Genomic DNA, 21,525 nt, shown 5'->3' with positions numbered 1-21,525 from the left:
GCGTTGTTAACCTGTTAACCGCACAGATTGGCCTTGAAGCAGAACGCCATTGGGGGCTCAATTCATATGTCGTCGACCGACCAGAAACGTTCGGGTTCCGACCGGTTGATCTGGACGATCAAGGGCGCTTACTGGGCTGCGATGCTGATCATCGCCGGCATGGCGCTGGCAAGCTACCTGCTGCTCCAGCACATGATGGCGGTACATCAGCGCGACGAAGAATTGATGATGCTGGCGACGTCTCAAAAGGCGTTGTCGCAACGCATTCTGTTTCTGGCCAGCGAGACACGGCTGGTTGCGCCGGACCATCGGCCACCGCTCGTCGCATCGTTGCGTGACGCGACTGCGCGCTTCGAGACCAATTACGACCGCTTGCTGACACAAATGGGCGCGCGCACCTACGAAAGCGACGGCGGGGCGGAATCGATCCTGTTCGGGGCTCCCCATCACCTCGATCATTTTTCCACCAGCCTCATCGCCAATGGCTGGCGCTTCGTGGCGGCGCTTGAATCCTGGCTCGGCGCGCGCGCGCCCGATGCCGCCTATCTGGGCGCGCGAGAACGTGCGGACCTGAGCGAAACGGTGGCGCGGGCGACGCTTGAGGGATACTCCGCACTTGGAGAAAAACTGCGCGGGGAAGCGCAGGCGATGCTCGACCGGCTTCTGAGCGTTCACCGCGTGCTTTTCTGGACGATGATCGGCGGCATCTGCCTGATCGTGCTGTTCATTTTCCGTCCGATGTCGGAATTGATCCGCCGCAGGACGGGCGAACTGGTCGAAGCACATGATTCGATGGCGTTCATCGCCATCCATGACGGCCTGACGCGCCTCTATAACCGCGCGTTCATGCGCGATCATTTCGACGCGCTGATCAAATCGGCCCATCGCAGGAACGAGCGCCTGGCCGTGATCCAGATCGACCTCGACCGGTTCAAGCAGATCAACGACACTCTGGGCCACGCCGCTGGCGACTACGTGCTCGTCACGACGGCTGAACGCATGCGTGCCGTCTGCCGCGCTTCCGACATCTGCGCCCGCCTTGGCGGCGACGAGTTCGTCATGGTGATGCCCGCTGCGGGCTCTTCGCAGCACATCGAGGCGCTGGCGGGCCGTATCCTGCGCAAGATCAACGAACCGATCGTCTTTGGCGGCGCCACCATATTTTCCGGTGCCAGCGCCGGTATCGCCGTCTACCCCGTTGACGCCGACAATCCCGATGACCTGCTGGTTCATGCCGATCTGGCACTCTATGCGGCCAAGAAGCAGGGCGGCGGCACGCTTTCCTTCTTCTCCGACGAGTTGAGGCAGGAACTCGATAACCGCAAGCAACTCGAGCGGGACCTCGTCGAGGCCATCGCGACCGACGGCTTCAGCGTCTACTTCCAGCCGCAAGTGTCGTTGAGCAGCGGCGATATAACCGGGGTCGAGGCGCTGCTGCGGTGGGACCATCCGGTGCGCGGCATGATCCCTCCCAACGATTTCATCCCGGTCGCCGAGAAATCCGGCGTGATGCCGGCGATCGGGCGGGTCGTGATCACGAAGTCGATCCGCGAAGCGGCCTCGTGGTATCGGGCCGGCATCGAATTCGGCCGCCTGGCCATCAACGTTTCCGGCACCGAACTGCGGGAGGCCGACTTCACCGCGTTCCTGTTCGACACCTTGTCCACCGCCGGGCTTCCGCCATGGAAGCTGTCGCTGGAGATCGTCGAATCGGTGATCCTGGACGACGAACAAACCGGCACGGCCTCAAAGCTCAGGATGATCCGGGCGGCGGGCGTGCACCTGGAACTCGACGATTTCGGCACCGGCTATGCCTCGCTCGCCCACGTCAATCCGAACGAGATCGACCGTCTCAAGATCGACCGCCGCTTCGTCCAGAACATCCACCAGAACGACGACAACTCCAAGATCGTACGTGCCATTACCGAGTTGGCGAGAGGGCTGGGCATCTCCATCGTCGCCGAGGGGGCGGAGACGGAGGAGGAGCTTTCGTCGCTGATGGCGATCGGCTGCGACCAGGTCCAGGGCTATTCGATCGCCTTTCCGATGCCGCGCAACGAGGCCCGTCGCTGGCTCGACGCACGCAGGCTCGGCACGGTGGAAGCCGACACGTCGGAGAAGATCGCCTAGATCCTCAAGCGTCCACGAGTACGCGCTCGATGGCGGCAAGACCCGCCAAGACGGAACTGCGTTCGCGCTCGCTCATGCGCGCCAGCAGAACCTGCTCGAACCCGTGCGCCAGCGGCACCAGTTCGCCATAGGCGCTCTCGCCCGCCCTGGTCAGCGCGAGTTGCTCGACCCGCCGGTCGTTCGGGTCGGGGGTGCGGCGCAGCCAGCGGCGCTGCTCGAGCGCGGTGACCGCGCGCGACACCTTTGTCTTGTGCATGGAAGAATGCTGGCCAACCGCCGTCGCCGTCATGGTGCCGTACTGCCCCAGCGTCGCGAGAAGCCGCCATTCCGGCCGTGTCAGGCCGAATTTCTCCCTGTATATGCGCGCGAAATCGCGGCTGACGGCGTCCGCCAGGCGATTGAACCGATAGGGCAGGAAGTTTTCCAGTTCGAGTCTGTGTCCGCCGCTCATTCGTGCTGCCGCCTTGATAGTTACAAATCCGATCGTTACAAATGCAACAAATTTCGCGCGCCGTCAAAGTTGCTGTACGCGCGCAAGACTAGATCGCGCGTGACAGGATCGGGAGGTCAGCATGAACGAGATGAGCAGCCCACTTCGCCACACCGCGCCAGCGGCGAAACGCAATTCGCGCTATTCCTACATGCCGGGCTTCGGCAACGACTTTGAAACCGAAACGCTTCCGGGCTCCTTGCCGCAAGGCATGAACTCGCCGCAGCGCCCGGCCTACGGGCTTTATGCGGAGCAGCTCTCCGGCTCCCCATTTACCGCGCCGCGCGGTACCAATGAGCGATCCTGGCTCTATCGCATCCGCCCCAGCGTCAAGCACCACCAACGTTTCAAGCCGTTCGCGCTGGCGCTCTGGAAGTCCGCGCCCAACCAGGGCGAGCAGGAGCTGACGCTCGGTCAGATGCGCTGGAATCCGACGCCGATGCCGACCGAGAGGACCGATTTCATTCGCGGTATCCGTACCATTACGACGGCCGGCGATGTGCTGGGTCAGTCGGGCATGGCGGCCCACGCCTACGTCGCCAACGCCGACATGGTCGACGATCATTTCTTCAACGCCGATGGCGAGCTTCTCGTCGTGCCGCAGGTCGGGGGGCTGCGCTTCCTGACCGAGATGGGAGCGATCGAGGTCGAGCCCGGCGAGATCTGCGTGCTGCCGCGCGGTCTCGTGTTCAAGGTCGAACTGATGGCGACCGAGGCGCGGGGCTATGTCTGCGAAAACTATGGCGCCAAGTTCACGCTGCCGGATCGCGGGCCGATCGGCGCCAACTGCCTCGCCAATCCGCGCGACTTCAAGACGCCCGTCGCCTGGTTCGAGGAAAAGGAGACGCCTTGCCGCATCGTCGTCAAATGGTGTGGCCAGTTCTTCGTCACCGAGATCGGCCATTCCCCGCTGGACGTGGTTGCCTGGCACGGCAATTACGCGCCCTACAAATACGACCTGTCTACCTATTCGCCGGTGGGTGCGATCCTGTTCGACCATCCCGATCCGTCGATCTTCACGGTGCTGACCGCGCCAAGCGGCGAGGAGGGCACTGCCAACATCGACTTCGTCATCTTCCCGCCGCGCTGGCTGGTGGCCGAGAACACCTTTCGGCCGCCCTGGTATCACCGCAACATCATGAGCGAGTTCATGGGGCTGATCCACGGCCAGTACGATGCCAAGGAAGAAGGTTTCGTTCCGGGCGGCATGAGCCTGCACAACATGATGCTGGCGCACGGCCCTGATGCGGGCGGCTTCGAAAAGGCGTCGCGTGCCGAGCTCAAGCCGGTGAAGCTCGAAAACACCATGGCCTTCATGTTCGAGACGCGCTTTCCGCAACTCGTCACCGGTTATGCAGCGGGGCTCGCGACATTGCAGGACAACTACATCGATTGCTGGAACGACCTGAAGAAGCGTTTCGACGGCACACCGGAAGGCGATTGGAGTTAGGCCGATCTCCTGCGATAGTGGCCGCCACGCCACATGGCGCGCGCAATCAAAACAGCCGGAAACCGGCATAATCCTGGGACGGAAACCGCATGAAACTGGCAACACTGAAGAACGGCACGCGCGACGGAAAACTGGTCGTGGTGTCGCGGGACCTTACGCGCTACACCGACGCGTCATTTCTGGTTCCCACCCTTCAGGCCGCGCTCGACGACTGGCGCAGGCTTTTACCGCATCTTGAAGCGCTTGCTGAAAGCCTTGAGCATGGCTCCGTTCCGGCCGAACGCTTTCATGAGCACGATGCGCATTCGCCGCTGCCACGCGCCTACCAGTGGGCCGACGGATCGGCCTACGTCAACCACGTCGAACTGGTGCGAAAGGCGCGCGACGCAGAGATGCCGTCCACCTTCTGGACCGACCCGTTGATGTATCAGGGAGGCTCGGATTCATTCCTCGGGCCACGCGATCCGATCGTCATGGCGGACGAGGCATGGGGTATCGACATGGAAGGCGAGATCGCCGTCATCGTCGACGATGTGCCGGCCGGTGCCAGCGTCGACAAAGCGCGCGATGCGATCCGGCTGGTCATGCTGGTCAACGACGTATCGCTGCGCGGGCTCATTCCCGGCGAACTCGCCAAGGGATTCGGCTTCTTCCAATCGAAGCCGTCCTCGGCGTTTTCGCCTGTCGCGGTGACGCCGGATGAACTCGGCGAGGCATGGGATGGCGGCAAGCTGCATCTGCCGCTTCTGGTCGACTTCAACGGCAAGCCCTTCGGCCGCGCCGACGCGGGCGTCGACATGACCTTCGACTTCCCGACACTCATCGCCCATGCGGCCCGGACGCGGCCGTTGGTCGCCGGCAGCATTGTCGGATCGGGCACGGTGTCCAACAAGCTGGACGGGGGGCCGGGCAAGCCGGTGGACCAGGGCGGCGTCGGTTATTCCTGCATCGCCGAAATCAGGACCATCGAAACCATCGAGCAGGGCGGACCGAAGACGCCCTTCATGCGCTTTGGCGACGTGGTGCGCATCGAGATGAAGGACAAGGCTGGCCATTCGATCTTCGGCGCGATCGAACAGACGGTTGAGAAATACGAGAAGGAAGCCTGATACAATGGCAAAGAAATTCGCCTCGCAGGGCGACCTCGCGGAAAAGAAAATCTCATTCACGGAAATCGGTCGCGACCTGTGGGCCTTCACGGCGGAGGGTGATCCGAACACCGGCGTCATAATCGGCGATGATTCGGTGATGATTGTCGACGCGCAGGCGACCCCACGGCTTGCCAACAAGGTGATCGAGAATATCCGGACCGTTACCGACAAGCCGATCAAATACGTCGTTCTGACCCACTACCATGCCGTGCGTGTGCTCGGCGCATCAGCCTATGGCGCGTCCGAGATCATCATGTCCGAAAAGGCGCGCGCCATGGTGGCCGAGCGCGGGCAGGAAGACTGGGACTCCGAATTCGGCCGGTTCCCGAGACTGTTTCAGGGCCACGAGTCCATTCCGGGCCTCACCTGGCCGTCACTGACCTTCACCGACCGCATGACACTCTATCTCGGCAAGAGACGCGTCGACCTCGAGTTCCTGGGCCGCGCGCATACGGCGGGCGACATCGTTGCCTTCGTGCCCGACGCCAACGTCATGTTCACCGGCGACATCGTCGAATACCACTCCGCCTGTTATTGCGGCGACGGCCATTTCGCCGACTGGCCCCAGACGCTGGAGGCTATTCGCGCCTTCGATCTCGACGCGATCGCGCCGGGTCGCGGTGACGCGCTCGTGGGCACGGAGATGGTCGACGAGGCGCTCGAAAACACGGCGGATTTCGTTGCCTCCACCTATCGCCCAATCGCGCGGATCGCACAGGGCGGCGGGTCGCTGAAGGAGGCGTGGGATGCATGCCGCGCGGCATGCGACCCCAAATTTGCATCCTACGCGATCTACGAACACTGCCTGCCGTTCAACGTCGCGCGCGCCTATGACGAGGCGCTCGGCATCGACACGCCACGCATCTGGACCGCTGAGCGTGATCGGCAGATGTGGGAGCAGCTTCAGGGCTGACCGGAAATCCGGAGGACTGGATGATGGGGCTGTCCGCGCATTTTTCCGCGATGGCGCGAAACAACCGATGGTCGAACCATGTGCTGCTGCGCGCCTGCGCGCAGCTCGACGACGAGGCTTTCACGGCAAGGCGGACGTCCTTCTTCCCGTCGATTGCCGCGACGCTGTCACATAACTATTTCATCGACCTCTACTATATCGATGCGCTGGAACAGGCGGGCACTGGGTTGGACATCTTTGCCGTCGAAAAAATCTTCCCCCGGGCTTCTGACCTTGCTCCCTTGCAGACGCGATCTGACGAGCGGCTGATGGCGTTTTGCGGCGCGCTCACCGAGGTCGACATGTGCCGCACGGTGGAGACCGATCGCGGTTCGGACGGACGCATCCCTGAACGCATGGACAATCTTCTCGCGCACCTCTTCCAGCACCAGATCCACCACCGGGGACAGGCCCATGCGATGCTTGCCGGAACCGGGGTGAAGCCGCCGCAACTAGACGAATTCTTTCTCGATTTCGATCGCGATCCTGAAATCGGGCGGATGGGACTGGCCTGATGCCGCGCTACGACTATCCGCCTTTCCCCTATCGGAAGCCGCCTGAACTGTCCGGCAGCGGGACCGCTCGCGCGCCGGTGGTCATCGTCGGAGCCGGTCCCGTCGGGCTTGCCGCTGCGATCGATTGCGCCCTGCGCGGCGTTCGCTGCATCGTGCTCGACGATAACGATGTCGTCTCGGTCGGCAGCCGCGCGATCTGCTGGTCGAAGCGCACGCTGGAAATCTTCGACCGGCTGGGCATCGGCGAAAGAATGGTCGCCAAGGGCGTCACCTGGAAGGTCGGTCGCCTGTTCCATCGCGACCGCGAGGTCTGGAACTTCGACCTGCTGCCCGAACCCGGGCACAAGATGCCAGCGTTCATCAACCTCCAGCAATATTACGTCGAGCAATATCTGGTCGAACGCGCCGGCGATTTCCCGGACATGATCGATCTGCGCTGGAAGAACCGCGTCGTCGGAGTGACGCAGTCTGACGATGTCGTTTCGGTTACTGTGGAGACGCCGGACGGCATCTACGAACTGGAAGCCGATTGGCTGATCGCTTGCGACGGCGCCCGTTCGCCGGTCCGCTCCATGCTGGGTCTCGACTTTGCCGGCCGCGTCTTCGAGGAGCGGTTCCTGATCGCCGACGTCGAGATGAAGGCGGATTTTCCCTCCGAGCGATGGTTCTGGTTCGAGCCGCCGTTCCACAATGGCCAGTCCGCGCTCCTCCACAAGCAACCCGACGACATCTATCGCATAGACCTGCAATTGGGATGGGACGCCGACCCGGACGAAGAAAAGAAGCCCGAAAACGTCATCCCGCGCATCGAGAAGATCATCGGCCACCGGAACTTCGAGCTCGACTGGGTCTCGGTCTATACGTTCCAGTGCCGGCGGCTGGAGCGCTTCGTCCATGACCGCGTGATCTTCGCGGGTGATTCCGCCCACATCGTCTCGCCCTTCGGAGCGCGCGGCGGAAATGGCGGCATCCAGGATGTGGACAATCTGGTCTGGAAGCTTGCCTTGGCGGTGCAGGGCAAGGCGCCTGAAAGCCTTGTCGCGACCTATGACGAGGAACGCATTCATGGTGCCGACGAGAACATCCTCAATTCCTCGCGCGCCACGTCGTTCATGACACCGAAGACGGATATCGAGCGCATCTTCCGCGACAGCGTGCTCGAGCTTGCGGCCGGGCATGAATTCGCGCGCCGGCTGGTCAATTCTGGCCGGCTATCCCGTCCCTGCTCGCTGGCGGGGCTTGGTCTCCAGACCCCGGCAGACAGCGAAGGCGGCGTGCCCGTCGGCGATGCGATGCCCGATGCCCCGCTCGCAGGAGGCGGCTGGCTGCTGAATCACTTCGGGGATGGCTTTGCCACACTGGCGATCGACACCGCGCTCCCGAAAGGGCTCCCCTCGCACGTGAAGCGCGTCCTCGTCACCGGTGACACCGGCGCGGCCCCGCGTGAGGCCGTCACGGTGCTCGACGACGAAACCGGAGCGGTCAGGCAGCGCTACGGCTCCGGCAACATCTATCTCGTCAGGCCCGACCAGCACATTGCCGGACGGTTTTCCGCCGCATCGATCGATGCGCTGGTCGCGGCGACCGAGCGTGCCTGCGGGAGAAGCTCATGAAAGAGCAGCGGCAAGGGGGCGATCGCCTGGGACCCGTGGCTGACGATTTCTACGCCGCGTTGATGGATGCCCATGAAGGCCTGTCGTTCGACGAGAGCGCCAGGCTCAACGCGCGCCTGATACTTCTGATGGCCAACGACATCGGCGACATGGAGAGGCTTTTGGGACTTCTGAAAAGCGCCGCTTCTGCGAAGTGATTCGCAATGGCTGGCGTCAGGTGGCACTCATCGCGTCCATCACGTCGGCCCGCGTGCCGAACGTCTCGAACGCGCGGGCAAAGCCGCTTAGCTGCAGCACCTCGTGGACCTGCGGGGCCAATCCACACAGCGCCAGACGGGTACCGGTGGCGCGGGCGATCTTGGCTGCGCCAAGCAGCACGCGAAGCCCGGCGGAGCTGATGTAGGGAACCGCCTGCATGTCCAGCAGCACCGCAGCTTCGTTTCGGGTGCGCTCGAAAAGCGTCGGTTCAAGGTCGGAAGCGGTATTGCTGTCCAGGCGTCCGGTGACATTGAGAATGGCGATGCCACTCTCCGTGTCTTCCTTCACTACAAGCGTCATTGTTCGGCCTCGGTGCTCGCGGGAGCACGGTTCTTGGTGAGTGTCAGACGATTGCGCGTCCCATCTCTTCTGTAGGCGACATCGTCCATCAGGTTTTTGACAAGATGAATGCCAAGGCCCCCGATCTGCCGATCCTCCACCGAAATGTCCAGATCGGGTTCCGCGCTTTGCAGCGGATCGAACGCCACGCCATCGTCCTCGATCTCAGTCACCACGCGCTCGCGCACGATGGAGAGGCGAACATCAATGAGATGCAGTTTGTCGTCGGTATGCGCATATTTGGCGATGTTGCTGACGATTTCATCCAGGGCGACGCACACCACATAGCTGTCCACGTGATCGACGCCACCTTGTTTGAGCCATGCCTCGGTATCGTCTATGAGCTTCGGGATCGCCGACGTCCGGTTCTCGATGCGAAACGTTTTCTCAGCCATGTGCCCGGAGCGGAAACTGTTCAAGATTGCCGCCAAGCGCGGCGATAAGGGTGTCATAGGTCAGGCCCGATTCTTCAATCGCTTCGCTGGTATGACGATAGGCACGCTCCGCCAACAGGTCCAGCGATCGCCAATCGAGCAGGCCGACGTCCGACGCCGGGGCCTCTATGAGAAAGTCCGAGACGGCGCAGCAATATTCGGATTGTTTCAGGCTGCTCACGGTCGCGGTGCGGCTCATGATGCTGAATATGTTGACCGGCTGTGCGCGAATCTGTCTCGCCAGCCCGAGGATGCCCAAATCCTCGATGTTGGCCAGTGTCGACAGGAATGCCTCGTCGACCTTGATGTGCGATCCGATCACTGCGCCTCGGCCTCGTTGGCGCATGACGTCGACGGGAAAATTGTTCATGATTGCGCCGTCGACCAGCACCTGCCCCTCCAGCATCATGGGAGGCAGGATGCCGGGAAGGGCCGAACTCGCGCGCAACGCTTCCCACGTCTTTCCGCTGCGATGAATGTGCGGACGGCCGGTGCTCAGGTTCGAGGACACGCAGAAGAACGGGCGCCACATCTCATCGATCGTCAGGTCTTCGAACGAATCGCGCAGCCTCTGCGAGACTCGGTTGCCCCTGACGAGTGAGACGAGCGGCAAGGTATAGTCGCCAACGGGGCTGTTGCGCGCATACATGGCACGCAGGGCCGCCATCGTGCGGTCTCCGCTCCAGCCGTAAGCCAGCGTCGCTCCGATGATGGCGCCCATGCTGGTCCCTGCCACCATGTCGATCGGCATTCCCGCCTCGCGCAGCGCCCGGATCACGCCCATATGCACGTAGCCGCGCGCGCCGCCTCCGGCCAGGACGAGACCGACGGCCCGGCCCGTCAGCATGCGCGCAACGAATTCGAGATCAGACGCGTCACCATCCCGAATGTTCATGCGCTCGTCAAAATCGGTGCGCCCCGCCCACCGCGCCGAGGGGGCGGGATACCGGGCCTCTGACGGATGGATTACGAGCAGATCGAGCGTCGGCTTTGGGCCATCGCCGCAGATTTCGTCGAGGTCGGGTAGGGGCAAGGGCGTCCTGCCTGCCTGGTCCACCAGCACGACGAGATCGGCGTTGGCGATCGCCCGCTTCTGCCATGCGGGATCTTCGGGCGAGGTGACCATCACGACGACGTCGTTGATCGCCTCGATCGCCAACAGGATTTCCGAATTGTCGGGCGCTGAGGCAGGGGGGAGGAATTCCACGGCGAGCCGCTGGGTGGCGATGTAACGCGCAATCGTGTCCCCGATGGCCACCAGATCCAGCCCATCTGCAACCGGCACGAGCGCGACATTGCGCCCTTCCCGAGGGCGCGCAACGGGGCGGATGCTGTTCAGCAGCCACCGTCCGACATGGCGCATGACCCCGAGCGAGCCGCGATGCGACGTCTGCAGGAATGTTCGAAAGGCTGTCTCGCCGATCCGGTAGAACGTGCAGTCGCGCAACGCACGCACCGTGATCGGGAACGATGATCCGGTCAGGATTGCAAAGCCGCCCGTAAGATCGCCAGGCTCCAATGGGGCCATTTCGCTGGCGTGTCCCTCGGGCGTCGAAAAGCTCGCAACCGCCAGGCCAGTGCGCAGGATGTAGATGTCACCTTGCGCGTGGGCCTCGCTCGACAGGGCCTCGCCACGCCGTAGCGGGATGAGCGCGATATCGTCGAGCAGGATTTCCAGTTCTTCGGCAGCAACGTCCTCGAAGAACTCCTGAAACGCCAGCCAGCGTAACGTCGAGTGTCGAGTTTCGTCATCAGCGGATGCGGCGCCAGTGCCGCCGGCCGCCGCATTCGTCGCCTCTTCACTCCGTACCATGCCTGAATCTATGCCACCCTCGAATGCAATGTCCGCGCGCCGCATGATCATAGCGGGTTCAACCGCGCTCGCAATCATGCAATTTCCGGTTGGGTATTGCGTCCCGGTGCTCAGTTCAAGGCGAGGCTTGAGCGAAGACCGTCAGGCGGTGATGACGCCGCGGCGAATCTGGTCCTCCTCGATGGATTCGAACAATGCGCGGAAGTTGCCCTCGCCGAACCCTTCGTCACCCTTGCGCTGGATGAACTCGAAAAAGATCGGTCCGATGACTGTCTTTGAGAAGATTTGCAGCAAGATCTTTGTCATGCCGCCATTTACCACGCCTTCACCATCGATGAGGATACCGTGCTTCTTCATCCGTTCCAGCGGCTCGTCGTGGCCGTTCACCCGGTCGTACGACATCTCGTAGTAGGTCTCGGGTGGTCCGGGCATGAATTTCAGGCCGTTTGCGTCGAGTCTGTCGGTGGCCTCGTAGATGCCGTCCGTGCCGACGGCGATGTGCTGGATGCCTTCGCCGTTGTACTTGCGCAGGTATTCCGCGATCTGGCTGGTATCGTCCTTCGACTCGTTCAGCGGAATGCGGATCTTGCCGCAGGGCGACGTGATCGCGCGCGAGACGAGGCCCGTGATGCGCCCGTCGATGTCGAAGAAATGGATCTGCTTGAAGCCGAAAAGCTCCCGGTAGAACGCCCACCACTTGTCCATGTTGCCGCGATAGACATTGTGGGTGAGGTGGTCGAGATAATAGAACCCGACGCCTTCCGGCTTCGGGTTCCTCTCGCCCAGCCACTCGAACTCCGCGTCGTAGGCCGAGCCCTTCTGGCCGTAGGTCTCGACGAAGTAGAGCAACGATCCGCCGATGCCGACGATGGCCGGCACGTCGAGCGTCTTGTCGCTGCCTTCATAGGGCGTCGCACCCTTGGATACGGCATGGTCGAACGCATGCTTGGCATCCACGACACGCCACGCCATCGAGGGCGCGCAGGGGCCATGTTCGTCCACGAAGCGCATCGCGTGGGAGCCTGGTTCGGCGTTCACCACATAGTTGATGTCGCCCTGGCGCCACACCGTAATGTTCTTGCTCTTGTGCTTCGCCACGGGCGCATAGCCCATGCGAACGAACTGTTCTTCAAGCTTCGCCGGATCCTGATGGGCGAACTCGACGAATTCGAAGCCGTCCGTGCCGGCGGGATTCTCCGTCGTGATCTTGGCCGGCGGTGCGTCGTGCGGAAAGGGACCCATGGCTTGCTCCTCTGAAAGAACGAATTGCAACGATTGTCCGATGCTATGTCGAATCCGCCGCAAGAGGCTTGCATTCGCGTGCTTGGGATGCATGAAAGATGCATGAATTTCGCACGTAGTGGAGTGAAGGCATGGAAAGCGAGCGCATTGACGGATTTGACCGCAAGATGCTGTCTCTTTTGCAGGAGGACGCGCGCCTCACCAACAACGATCTGTCTGAGCGGGTGAACCTGTCGCCGTCGCAATGTTCGCGTCGCCGCCAGCGGCTTGAGGAAGAAGGCTTGATACGCGGCTACAGGGCCGTGCTTGATCGCGACAGGCTTGGCTTTTCGCTCGTCAACGTGATCTCGGTGACCCTTTCGACGCACAATCGTGACAATGCCCGGCGCTTTGCCGACCTGCTGACACGCCTGCCTGAGGTGCAGGAGGCGCATGCGCTGACAGGGGAAATGGACTATTTCCTCAAGGTGGTGACGCCGGACCTGCCATCGCTCGCGCGCTTCGTGAACGACATCCTCCTGCCTCACGAGTCCGTGCAGCACGTCAAGACGGCCATCGTGCTGCAAACGCTCAAGGAAACGACGGCGCTTCCTCTGTGAATCGCTAATGTTACGGAAATTCCGAAGATCGGCGCTTTATTGTTACATAAACATCTGTAGGATCGCGTCAGGTCCGGACTTTCAGCGGCTGGAGGAGCCGCCGGACACGAACTCATCAGGGAGGAACAGGATGAAGTCTGCATCCATCAAATCGCTCGTCATCGCAGCATCGCTCGCGTCCGTCGGCTGGCTGTCGGCCACCACGTCCGGTATTGCGCAGGAAGTCACGCTGCGCCTGCATCAGTTTCTGCCGGCTCAGGCCAACGTGCCCAAGCATGCGCTCGATCCGTGGGCGGACAAGATCGAATCGGAATCAGGCGGCCGCATCAAGATCGAGCGGTATCCCGCCATGCAGCTCGGCGGCACGCCCCCGCAGTTGATCGACCAGGCGCAGGACGGAACGGTCGACATCGTCTGGACGCTTCCAGGCTCGACCCCCGGCCGTTTCCCGTCGACGGAAGTGTTCGAGCTCCCGTTCATGATGACCAATGCCGAGGCAACGTCGCGCGCCTATTGGGATCTCTTCGAATCCAACATGAAGGATGGCGAGTTCAAGGATCTTCACATCCTGGCGGCATGGGTGCATGGGCCCGGTGTCATCCACTCGCGCACGCCGGTGGAGAAGATGGAAGACCTTCAGGGCATGAAGGTCCGCGCACCCACCCGCGTCATCACTGCGCTGGTTGCGGAACTGGGCGGCACGCCGATCGGCATGCCGATCCCGGCCGTCACGGAATCGCTTTCCAAGGGCGTCATCGACGGTGCCGTGGTTCCATGGGAGGTCGTGCCATCATTGAAGGTACAGGAGCTGGTCAGCAACCACACGGAGTTCGGTGGCGATCACGCGCTCTACACGACGACCTTCGTGCTGGCGATGAACAAGGCCAAGTATGACAGCCTCCCCGACGACCTCAAGAAGGTGATCGACGACAATTCCGGCCAGGACGTCTCTGCCCTGTTCGGCAAGACCCAGCAGGAATACGACGCGCCGGGCCGCGAGTTGGCGGTGGGCCGCGACAATAACATCATCACGTTGAGCGCGGAGGATGTCGAAGGCTGGAAGGCCGCAGCTCAGCCGGTGATCGAGAACTGGGTCAAGGAAGCCGATGAAAAGGGTCTCGACGGCCAGGCTCTTCTGGACGAGGCGCGTTCACTGATTGAGAAATACACGGCGGCACAGTAAGGTCGGCGCCATGGGAAACGGGGCGGGCAGCCTTGCCCGCCCCGTAATCGTTTTGAGAAGTTGGGGGAGGCATGGAGGTCATCATCGCCGGCGCAGGCATCGCGGGGCTCTCGCTCGCGCTTTCCCTGCATCAGGCCGGCATCGCGGCACGCGTATACGAGCAGGTGCCCGCCATTCGGCCACTGGGTGTCGGGATCAACGTGCAACCCCACGCGGTGCGCGAACTCTTCGAACTCGGATTGGCGGATCGTCTGGAGGAGATCGGCGTACGCACGCGCGAAGTGGCCTACTTCTCGAAGAAGGGCGGACTGATCTGGTCGGAGCCGCGCGGCATGTATGCCGGCTACAACTGGCCGCAATTCTCGGTCCATCGCGGCAAGCTGCAGATGATCCTCTACGAGGCTGTACGGGAGAGGCTGGGAGCGTCAGCCGTCACCGGCGGCACGTCGGTGACAGGCTTCCATCAGGACGGGAAGACGGTGACGGTTCGATTGCGCGGTCCTGACGGCATCGAACGTTCCGATGAAGCCGACTTTCTCATCGCCGCCGATGGCATCCATTCCGCGGTCCGCAAGCAGCTCTTCCCCAATGAAGGGCCGCCGCGCTGGGGCGGTGCGGTGCTCTGGCGAGGGACGACGGTGGCGAAGCCATACCTCACCGGGGCGACGATGGCGATGGCCGGCCATGAATGGCAGAAATTCGTCACCTATCCGATCTCGAAGACAGATCCGGAAACGGGCGAGGCTCTGATCAACTGGATCGGCGAACTGAAATACGAGCCAGGTTCCGGCTGGAATCGCGAAGACTGGAACCGCAAGGGCGATTTCGCCGACTTCATGCCGGCGTTCGAGGACTGGCGGTTCGACTGGCTCGACTGCCCGGCTCTCATGCGCGCCGGCGGCGAATGTTTCGAATACCCGATGGTGGATCGCGATCCCCTGGAGCGCTGGACGAGCGGACGGGTAACGCTGCTGGGCGACGCCGGCCACCCCATGTATCCGATCGGCTCGAACGGTGCATCGCAGGCGATCATGGACGCGCGCGTGCTCACGAGAGCTTTCATCGACCATGGCATGACGACCGAAGCGCTCGAAGCCTACGAGGCGGAGCGCCGGCCGGCGACGACGCGTATCGTCGAGGCCAACCGTGGCAACGGGCCGGACCAGGTCATGCAGGTGGTCGAGGAGCGCTGCGGCGGTGTCTTCGATGATATCGCGCAGGTACTGTCGCGCGAAGAACTCGAACAGACGGCGGCCGGCTACAAGAAGATCGCCGGCTTCGACGTCGACACGCTCAATTCACGCCCATCGATCGTGCCGGGGAAGCAGTCGATTCCAGCTTGAATACGGAGATCAAAATCCGTTATGAAGCATAACAAAGTTCGGGCGAAGCGCGGCCCATGCATATTGGCGCCAAGCCGGAGTGCCGCGTGAGCCCGAGAATGGGAGGTTTCGCATGAGCCGATCGCGAGCCATTGAATGGCTGGCGCGGGGGCTCGCCATACTTGGCGGCCTGGTGCTGGTCACGATCACGGTGCTGACGGTTGTCAGCATCACCGGGCGTGCGTTCGTGCGCTACGGGCTGGGGCCGATCCCGGGGGATTTCGAACTGGTCGAGGCTTTGACGGCGTTTGCCGTCTTCTCGTTTCTGCCCTGGTGTCAACTGAGAGGCGCGCATGCCACGGTGGACGTCTTCACCAGCTTTTTTCCGGATGGCGTGAACCGCTTCATCAATCTCGTGACTGAAATTCTGATGACGATAGTCATCACGTTGATTGCCTGGCGCCTGTGGCACGGCATGCTCGACAAGATGCGCTACAACGAGACCACGTTCATCCTGCAGTTTCCCGTTTGGTGGGGATTTGCCGCGGCGATGGTTGCCGTGGTCGCCGGCGTGATCGTCTCCTTCTACATGACCTATGTCCGGTTCAACGAATTCGTCAGGGGCGAGGGTGAGATCACCTCCTCGCAGGAGGGGCACTCGTGAGCGGTCTCGAACTCGGGCTCTATTCGTTCCCAATCCTGCTGCTGCTGATCTTCCTGCGCATCCCCATCGGGCTGGCGATGCTGTTGTGCGGACTGGGCGGCACGTGGCTGATCATGGGCAGCCCTGCGCCGATCCTGGCGCGTCTGAAAGGCGAGACCTACTCGACCTTTTCCAGCTATTCGCTGTCGATCATTCCTCTGTTCCTGCTGATGGGCCAGTTCGCCTCGCTGGGCGGCATGTCGCAATCTCTTTTCAAGGCGGCGAACGCCTTTCTCGGACACCGGCGCGGCGGCGTGGCGATGTCGGCCATCGGCGCGTGCGCAGGCTTCGGCGCAATCTGCGGCTCGTCGCTGGCGACCGCGGCAACCATGGCCCAGGTCGCCCTGCCGGAGCTCAAGCGCTACGGCTATTCGGGAGGACTGGCCACCGGGACACTCGCGGCGGGCGGCACGCTGGGCATTCTCATCCCGCCGTCGGTGGTGCTCGTGATCTATGCGATCCTTGCCGAGCAGAACATCGCCAAGCTGTTCGTTGCTGCCTTTGTGCCGGGCATCCTGGCGGCCATCGGCTACATGATCGCGATCTCGATCTACGTGCGTCTCTATCCAAAGTCCGCTGGGTCGAGCCCGTGCCAGCCCTACCGGGAACGCTTCAAGGCGTTGGCCGATGTCTGGCCGGTCCTGCTGGTTTTCGTGGCAGTGGTCGGGGGTATTTATACGGGCTGGTTCACACCCACCGAGGCTGCCGCAGTGGGTGCTGCCGGCACGGGGCTGATCGCGCTCGTCAATGGCGGACTGACACGCACGACGCTGCTCCAGTCGATCCTGACGACGGCGTCGGCCACGGCGATGATCTTCTTCATCGTCTTCGGTGCGGCCATGTACAACAGCTTCCTCGCACTGTCGCAATTGCCGACAGAGGCGGCTGCCTTCATCTCCGAGCAGGGCTTCAATCCCTGGCTGGTGCTGGTCTGCATCCTGGTGTTCTACCTGGTCCTCGGCTGCCTGATGGACTCGCTGTCGATGATCCTGCTGACCATCCCGATCTTCTTCCCGATCGTCAGCGCCCTCGACTATGGCCTTGGCGCGGAGGAGTTCGCGCTCTGGTTCGGCATCCTCGTGCTGATCGTGGTGGAGGTAGGGCTCATAACGCCGCCTGTCGGCATGAACCTCTTCGTCATCAACTCGATGGCAAGGGACACGCCGATCCTGCACACCTATCGCGGCGTGATGCCGTTCGTGCTGAGCGACATGATCCGCACGATGCTGCTGGTCCTCTTCCCGCCCATCACGCTGCTGATGGTCAGACTGCTCTATTGACACGAGCCAAACGCAAGACGCCCGGCACGCATGCCGGGCGTCTTGTCAAAAGGATCGTATGTGGATCAGTCGCGCTGTTCGCTCACCAGCGCATAGAGATTGGTGCAGCGCGCGCCTGAGCGGCAATAGGCGAGTACCGGCTTTGCAAGCGCGTCCAGCGCCGCGGCCTGGTCATCGACGTTCTGTTGGGTCATTTGCCCGCTGATGACGGGAATGTAGCGAAATTCCATCCCGGCCTCGCGAACGGCCGCCTCGATCTCTCCATGCGGGACCGCGCCGTCCTCGCTGTCAGGCCGGTTGGAGATGACGCTCTTGAAACCGGCGGCCTTGATCAGCGGCACGTGTTCGAGACCGATCTGCGGCGCGACGGAGTAGTCTTCGGTGATCTGGCGGATTTCCATGGGATGACCTCGGCTTTGGATTAGCCTTCATCTACGTCGTGCGGCGCCAAATGCCAAGGCGCCCGCAACGAAGGTGATGGCTGATGGCCGTCATGCCGCCATCAGTCCACCCTTTGCCGCGAGCGCGCGCAGGTGATGGTCGGCGTCGCCGAATGCCATGTCGAGCATGGTCATGCGCTTGAAGTAGTGTCCCACCGCCAGTTCCATCGTCATGCCGACGCCGCCGTGCAACTGGATGGCATTTTCGCCGACGATCCGGCCGCCGCGCCCGATCTCGGCCTTCGCGGCATGCATCGCACGCGCGCGTTCGTCGGCGTCGTCGCTGTCTGCCATCATCGTGGCATAGAGCGAGATGGATCGGGCCTGCTCTATGGCGACGAACATGTCCACCGCGCTGTGCTGCAGCACCTGGAACTGGCCGATCGGCACGCCGAACTGCTTGCGGACCTTGAGGTAGTCGACCGTCAGCGCATGCATGGCCGACATCACGCCGATGGCCTCGCTCGTCAGCGCCGCGATCCCCGCATCCACGACACGGCGCGCCAGAGCCAGCCCGTCTTCCGGATCACCGATGACATCGTCACTGCCCACCTTGACCTTGTCGAAAGTCACTTCGGCCGCGCGCGCGCCGTCCTGGGTTCGATACCCCCTCACGGAGACGCCGTCAGCGGCCGCATCCACCATGAAGACGCCGATGCCGCCTTCGTCGCGCGTGCCGCCTGCGGTTCGGGCGGTGACGAAAAACTTGCCGGCGCTGTCGCCATTGAGCACGACGCTCTTCTGGCCGTCGAGCACGAAGCCGTCGCCGTTCTTCGTCGCGGTGGTCTCGACATGGTGCAGGTCGTAGCGCGAATTTCGCTCGAGCTGGGCAACGGCCAGCTTGAGGCTGCCTTCGGCCACCGCAGGGACGTATTCGGCACGCTGGTCGTCGTCGGCGCCGAAGCGAAGGAACGATCCGCCGAGAACGACGGTGGAAAAATATGGCTCCAGTGCCAGCGCCTTGCCGAGCGACTCCATCACGATCGCCGTTTCGACAGGCGTGCCGCCGATGCCGCCATCGGCTTCGGCGAACGGCAGTGCCATCAGCCCCATCTCGGCATATTGGCTCCACATCTGCGCGCTCCAGCCTTCCGGCGCGGCCATGTGGCGCTTGCGATCCTCGAAGCCGTATTTGTCGGCCAGAAGCCTGTCGAGCGAGTCCTTCAGGATCGACTGCTCTTCGGAAAGGTCGAAATCCATCTGCTTCCCCTGCTAGAGACCGAGAACGGCCTTGGCGATGATGTTCTTCTGGATCTCGTTCGAGCCGCCATAGATCGAGACCTTGCGAAAGTTGAAATAGGTTGGTGCCGCAGTTGCGGCATAGTCCGGTTCGATCGGCGGCTCGTTGGAGCCATCGATGCCATGCTCGTGATAGGGCAGGGCGTGCGGCCCCATGACCTGCATCAGCAGCCATGTCGTCGCCTGCTGGATCTCAGACCCCTTGATCTTGAGGATGGAGGATGCCGGGTCCGGTCGGCCGGTCTTGCCGCGCTTGGCATCGGCGGCGACGACGCGTAGCTGCGTGAGCTCCAGCGCCTTCAGTTCGATCTCCACCGCCGTCAGTTTTTCGAGGAACCGCTCATCCTCTATCAGCGGCCGGCCGCTCGACATTTCCTTGCCGGCCAATTCGCGGATGCGGGCGATGCGCTGCTTCGACATGCCGACGCGCGCGATGTTGGTGCGTTCGTTGCCGAGCAGGAACTTCGCATAGTCCCAGCCCTTGTTCTCCTCGCCGACGAGGTTCTCCACCGGCACCTTCACGTCCGTGAAGAAGACTTCGTTGATCTCCCTGCCGCCGTCGATCGTGACGATCGGACGGACCTCGATGCCCGGCGTCTTCATGTCGATCAGCAGGAACGAGATGCCTTCCTGCTTCTTGGCCTCGGGATTGGTCCGCACGAGGCAGAAGATCCAGTCAGCGTATTGCGCCAGCGTCGTCCAGGTCTTCTGGCCGTTGATGATGTAGTGGTCGCCTTCGCGCACCGCGCGGGTCTTGAGCGAAGCCAGATCCGAGCCTGCACCGGGCTCGGAAAAACCCTGGCACCACCAGTCGTCGAGATTGGCGATGCGTGGCAGGTATTTCGCCTTCTGCTCGGCATTGCCGAAGGTGTAGATCACCGGGCCGACCATGTTGACGCCGAAGGCCAAGGGCTGCGGCGCCGGCCATTTCTGCGTCTCTTCAAGGAAGATGTATTGCCGCATCGGGTCCCATCCAGTGCCGCCATGCTCCTGCGGCCAGTGCGGAACGGCCCAGCCCTTGGCGTTGAGGATACGCGACCAGGCGACGAGATCGTCCTTGTCCATGTGCTCGCCGTCGACCAGCTTGCGGCGGATGTCCTCGGACAGGTTCTCCTTCAGGAACGCCCGCACGTCGTCGCGGAAGGCCAGTTCCTCGTCTGTGTAGCGAAGGTCCATGTTAGTCTCCTCAAGCGATCTCGAACAGCCCGGCCGCGCCCATGCCACCGCCGACGCACATCGTTACGACCGCGTATTTCACGCCGCGACGCTTGCCTTCGATCAGCGCATGGCCGGCCAACCGCGAGCCGCTCATGCCGTAGGGGTGGCCGACCGCGATCGCGCCACCGTTCACGTTGAGCTTGTCCGGGTCGATGGCGAGCCGGTCGCGGCAGTAGATGACCTGCACCGCGAATGCCTCGTTCAGTTCCCAAAGGCCGATGTCGTCGATCTTGAGCCCATGCCGTTCGAGCAGCCGCGGCACGGCGAAGACCGGGCCGATGCCCATCTCGTCGGGTTCGCAGCCGGCAACGGCGAAGCCGCGAAAGATGCCGAGCGGTTGCAGGCCGCGCTTTTCGGCGTCCTTAGAACTCATCATTACGTTGGCCGAAGCCCCATCGGAAAGCTGGCTGGCATTGCCCGCCGTGATCGTACCGCCCTCGCGAACGGGCTTGAGCGCTGCAAGGCCCTCCGCCGTCGTCTCGGGGCGCGGACCTTCGTCATGCGCAATCTCGACGTCGCGGTGGCTGACTTCCTTGGTCTCCTTGTCGATGACGGCCATGCGCGTCCTGATCGGGGCGATCTCGTCGTCGAACTTTCCGGCCTCGCGCGCGGCGGCAACGCGACGCTGGCTTTCGAGCCCGTATTCGTCCTGCTTCTCGCGCGAGATGCCGTAGCGCTTCGAGACGTTCTCGGCCGTGTCGATCATCGGCAGATAGACGTCGGCGGCGGGGCCAGAGAGCGACTTGTCGACCAAATGGAAGGTGTTGCGATGGTCGTTCTGCACGAGGCTGATGGATTCCAGCCCGCCAGCGATCCCCGCCACCACGCCGTCATTGCGGATGGCGTTCGCCAGCAATGCCATGGACTGGAGACCGGACGAGCATTGCCGATCGATGGTCGTGCCGGCGACGGTCACCGGCAGGCCGGCCGACAAGAGCGCGCGCCGCGCCACGTTAAGGCCGGTGGTGCCTTCCTGCATGGCGCACCCCATCACCACGTCTTCGATCTGCCCCGCGTCGAGGCCGGAGCGTTCGAGCGCATGGCGGATGGCATGCGCGCCGAGCGCGTGGCCCTCGGTGTCGTTGAACCCGCCGCGATAGGCCTTGCCGATCGGGGTGCGGGCGGTGGATACGATGACGGCCTCAGCCATGAAA

Annotated in this window: 21 protein-coding genes; 12 read left to right on the top strand and 9 right to left on the bottom strand. The window is 62.7% G+C overall.

Annotated elements, in window-relative coordinates; all coding sequences use genetic code 11:
• The first annotated feature begins 66 nt into the window (after positions 1–66).
• The gene (locus AAFN84_RS08095; protein ID WP_347514055.1) at positions 67–2,130 is read left to right on the top strand and encodes an EAL domain-containing protein; all 2,064 of its coding nucleotides are present in this window, start codon (positions 67–69) and stop codon (positions 2,128–2,130) included.
• Positions 2,131–2,134: 4 nt separating this feature from the next.
• Here the strand turns inward: AAFN84_RS08095 and AAFN84_RS08090 are convergent, their stop codons facing one another.
• Complete coding sequence (locus tag AAFN84_RS08090) at positions 2,135–2,581, bottom strand: MarR family transcriptional regulator (RefSeq protein ID WP_347514054.1); 447 nt, start codon at positions 2,579–2,581, stop codon at positions 2,135–2,137.
• Positions 2,582–2,711: 130 nt separating this feature from the next.
• On the opposite strand from AAFN84_RS08090, the gene hmgA reads away from it, so the two are divergent.
• From hmgA to AAFN84_RS08060, 6 genes are all read left to right on the top strand, one after another.
• Positions 2,712–4,070 (top strand): homogentisate 1,2-dioxygenase, encoded by a 1,359-nt coding sequence (hmgA, locus tag AAFN84_RS08085; protein ID WP_347515078.1) that lies wholly within the window; start codon positions 2,712–2,714, stop codon positions 4,068–4,070.
• 89 nt (positions 4,071–4,159) lie between these two features.
• Complete coding sequence (locus tag AAFN84_RS08080) at positions 4,160–5,179, top strand: fumarylacetoacetate hydrolase family protein (protein WP_347514053.1); 1,020 nt, start codon at positions 4,160–4,162, stop codon at positions 5,177–5,179.
• A 4-nt stretch (positions 5,180–5,183) separates the two neighbouring features.
• The gene (locus tag AAFN84_RS08075) at positions 5,184–6,134 is read left to right on the top strand and encodes an MBL fold metallo-hydrolase (protein WP_347514052.1); all 951 of its coding nucleotides are present in this window, start codon (positions 5,184–5,186) and stop codon (positions 6,132–6,134) included.
• 20 nt (positions 6,135–6,154) lie between these two features.
• Entirely contained in the window at positions 6,155–6,688 is a 534-nt protein-coding gene (locus tag AAFN84_RS08070; RefSeq protein WP_347514051.1) for a DinB family protein, read from the top strand.
• Positions 6,688–8,301 (top strand): FAD-dependent oxidoreductase, encoded by a 1,614-nt coding sequence (locus AAFN84_RS08065; protein ID WP_347514050.1) that lies wholly within the window; start codon positions 6,688–6,690, stop codon positions 8,299–8,301. The genes AAFN84_RS08070 and AAFN84_RS08065 overlap by 1 nt, the downstream gene beginning before the upstream one ends.
• Positions 8,298–8,498, top strand: a complete 201-nt coding sequence (locus AAFN84_RS08060) for a DUF2783 domain-containing protein (protein ID WP_347514049.1) — start codon at positions 8,298–8,300, stop codon at positions 8,496–8,498. The genes AAFN84_RS08065 and AAFN84_RS08060 overlap by 4 nt, the downstream gene beginning before the upstream one ends.
• A gap of 16 nt (positions 8,499–8,514) precedes the next feature.
• Here the strand turns inward: AAFN84_RS08060 and AAFN84_RS08055 are convergent, their stop codons facing one another.
• From AAFN84_RS08055 to hppD, 4 genes are all read right to left on the bottom strand, one after another.
• Positions 8,515–8,859: an STAS domain-containing protein gene (locus AAFN84_RS08055; RefSeq protein WP_347514048.1), complete on the bottom strand. Its 345-nt coding sequence runs from the start codon at positions 8,857–8,859 to the stop codon at positions 8,515–8,517.
• Entirely contained in the window at positions 8,856–9,317 is a 462-nt protein-coding gene (locus tag AAFN84_RS08050) for an ATP-binding protein (protein ID WP_347514047.1), read from the bottom strand. Before AAFN84_RS08050 ends, AAFN84_RS08055 begins: the two co-directional genes overlap by 4 nt.
• Positions 9,286–11,145, bottom strand: coding sequence for a patatin-like phospholipase family protein (locus tag AAFN84_RS08045; protein WP_347514046.1), 1,860 nt, complete (start codon positions 11,143–11,145; stop codon positions 9,286–9,288). The genes AAFN84_RS08050 and AAFN84_RS08045 overlap by 32 nt, the downstream gene beginning before the upstream one ends.
• Positions 11,146–11,286: 141 nt before the next feature.
• Positions 11,287–12,387 carry a 4-hydroxyphenylpyruvate dioxygenase gene (hppD, locus tag AAFN84_RS08040; RefSeq protein ID WP_347514045.1) on the bottom strand — a complete coding sequence of 367 codons (1,101 nt, stop codon included), beginning with the start codon at positions 12,385–12,387 and terminating at the stop codon, positions 11,287–11,289.
• 131 nt (positions 12,388–12,518) lie between these two features.
• Here hppD and AAFN84_RS08035 point away from each other — a divergent pair, with 131 nt between their 5' ends.
• From AAFN84_RS08035 to AAFN84_RS08015, 5 genes are all read left to right on the top strand, one after another.
• On the top strand, positions 12,519–12,986 hold the full coding sequence (locus tag AAFN84_RS08035; protein WP_347514044.1) for an Lrp/AsnC family transcriptional regulator: 468 nt from the start codon (positions 12,519–12,521) through the stop codon (positions 12,984–12,986).
• A gap of 130 nt (positions 12,987–13,116) precedes the next feature.
• A complete protein-coding gene (locus AAFN84_RS08030; protein WP_347514043.1) occupies positions 13,117–14,169 on the top strand; it encodes a TRAP transporter substrate-binding protein in 1,053 nt (350 codons plus the stop codon).
• Positions 14,170–14,240: 71 nt separating this feature from the next.
• On the top strand, positions 14,241–15,512 hold the full coding sequence (locus AAFN84_RS08025) for a flavin-dependent oxidoreductase (protein WP_347514042.1): 1,272 nt from the start codon (positions 14,241–14,243) through the stop codon (positions 15,510–15,512).
• 112 nt (positions 15,513–15,624) lie between these two features.
• The gene (locus AAFN84_RS08020; protein ID WP_347514041.1) at positions 15,625–16,155 is read left to right on the top strand and encodes a TRAP transporter small permease; all 531 of its coding nucleotides are present in this window, start codon (positions 15,625–15,627) and stop codon (positions 16,153–16,155) included.
• Positions 16,152–17,474, top strand: a complete 1,323-nt coding sequence (locus tag AAFN84_RS08015) for a TRAP transporter large permease (protein ID WP_347514040.1) — start codon at positions 16,152–16,154, stop codon at positions 17,472–17,474. The genes AAFN84_RS08020 and AAFN84_RS08015 overlap by 4 nt, the downstream gene beginning before the upstream one ends.
• Positions 17,475–17,539: 65 nt before the next feature.
• On the opposite strand, the gene AAFN84_RS08010 is transcribed toward AAFN84_RS08015, so the two are convergent.
• From AAFN84_RS08010 to AAFN84_RS07995, 4 genes are all read right to left on the bottom strand, one after another.
• The gene (locus AAFN84_RS08010) at positions 17,540–17,875 is read right to left on the bottom strand and encodes a TIGR01244 family sulfur transferase (RefSeq protein ID WP_347514039.1); all 336 of its coding nucleotides are present in this window, start codon (positions 17,873–17,875) and stop codon (positions 17,540–17,542) included.
• 90 nt (positions 17,876–17,965) lie between these two features.
• On the bottom strand, positions 17,966–19,114 hold the full coding sequence (locus tag AAFN84_RS08005) for an acyl-CoA dehydrogenase family protein (protein WP_347514038.1): 1,149 nt from the start codon (positions 19,112–19,114) through the stop codon (positions 17,966–17,968).
• A gap of 12 nt (positions 19,115–19,126) precedes the next feature.
• Positions 19,127–20,329: a pimeloyl-CoA dehydrogenase large subunit gene (gene pimC, locus AAFN84_RS08000; protein WP_347514037.1), complete on the bottom strand. Its 1,203-nt coding sequence runs from the start codon at positions 20,327–20,329 to the stop codon at positions 19,127–19,129.
• A gap of 10 nt (positions 20,330–20,339) precedes the next feature.
• Positions 20,340–21,521 carry an acetyl-CoA C-acyltransferase gene (locus tag AAFN84_RS07995; protein ID WP_347514036.1) on the bottom strand — a complete coding sequence of 394 codons (1,182 nt, stop codon included), beginning with the start codon at positions 21,519–21,521 and terminating at the stop codon, positions 20,340–20,342.
• Positions 21,522–21,525 lie beyond the last annotated feature (4 nt).

The organism is Mesorhizobium sp. CAU 1741 (assembly GCF_039839275.1).
Lineage (GTDB): Bacteria > Pseudomonadota > Alphaproteobacteria > Rhizobiales > Rhizobiaceae > Aerobium.
The sequence above is the reverse complement of the archived record's forward strand: the minus strand, read 5'-3'. Positions and strand labels throughout refer to the sequence as shown.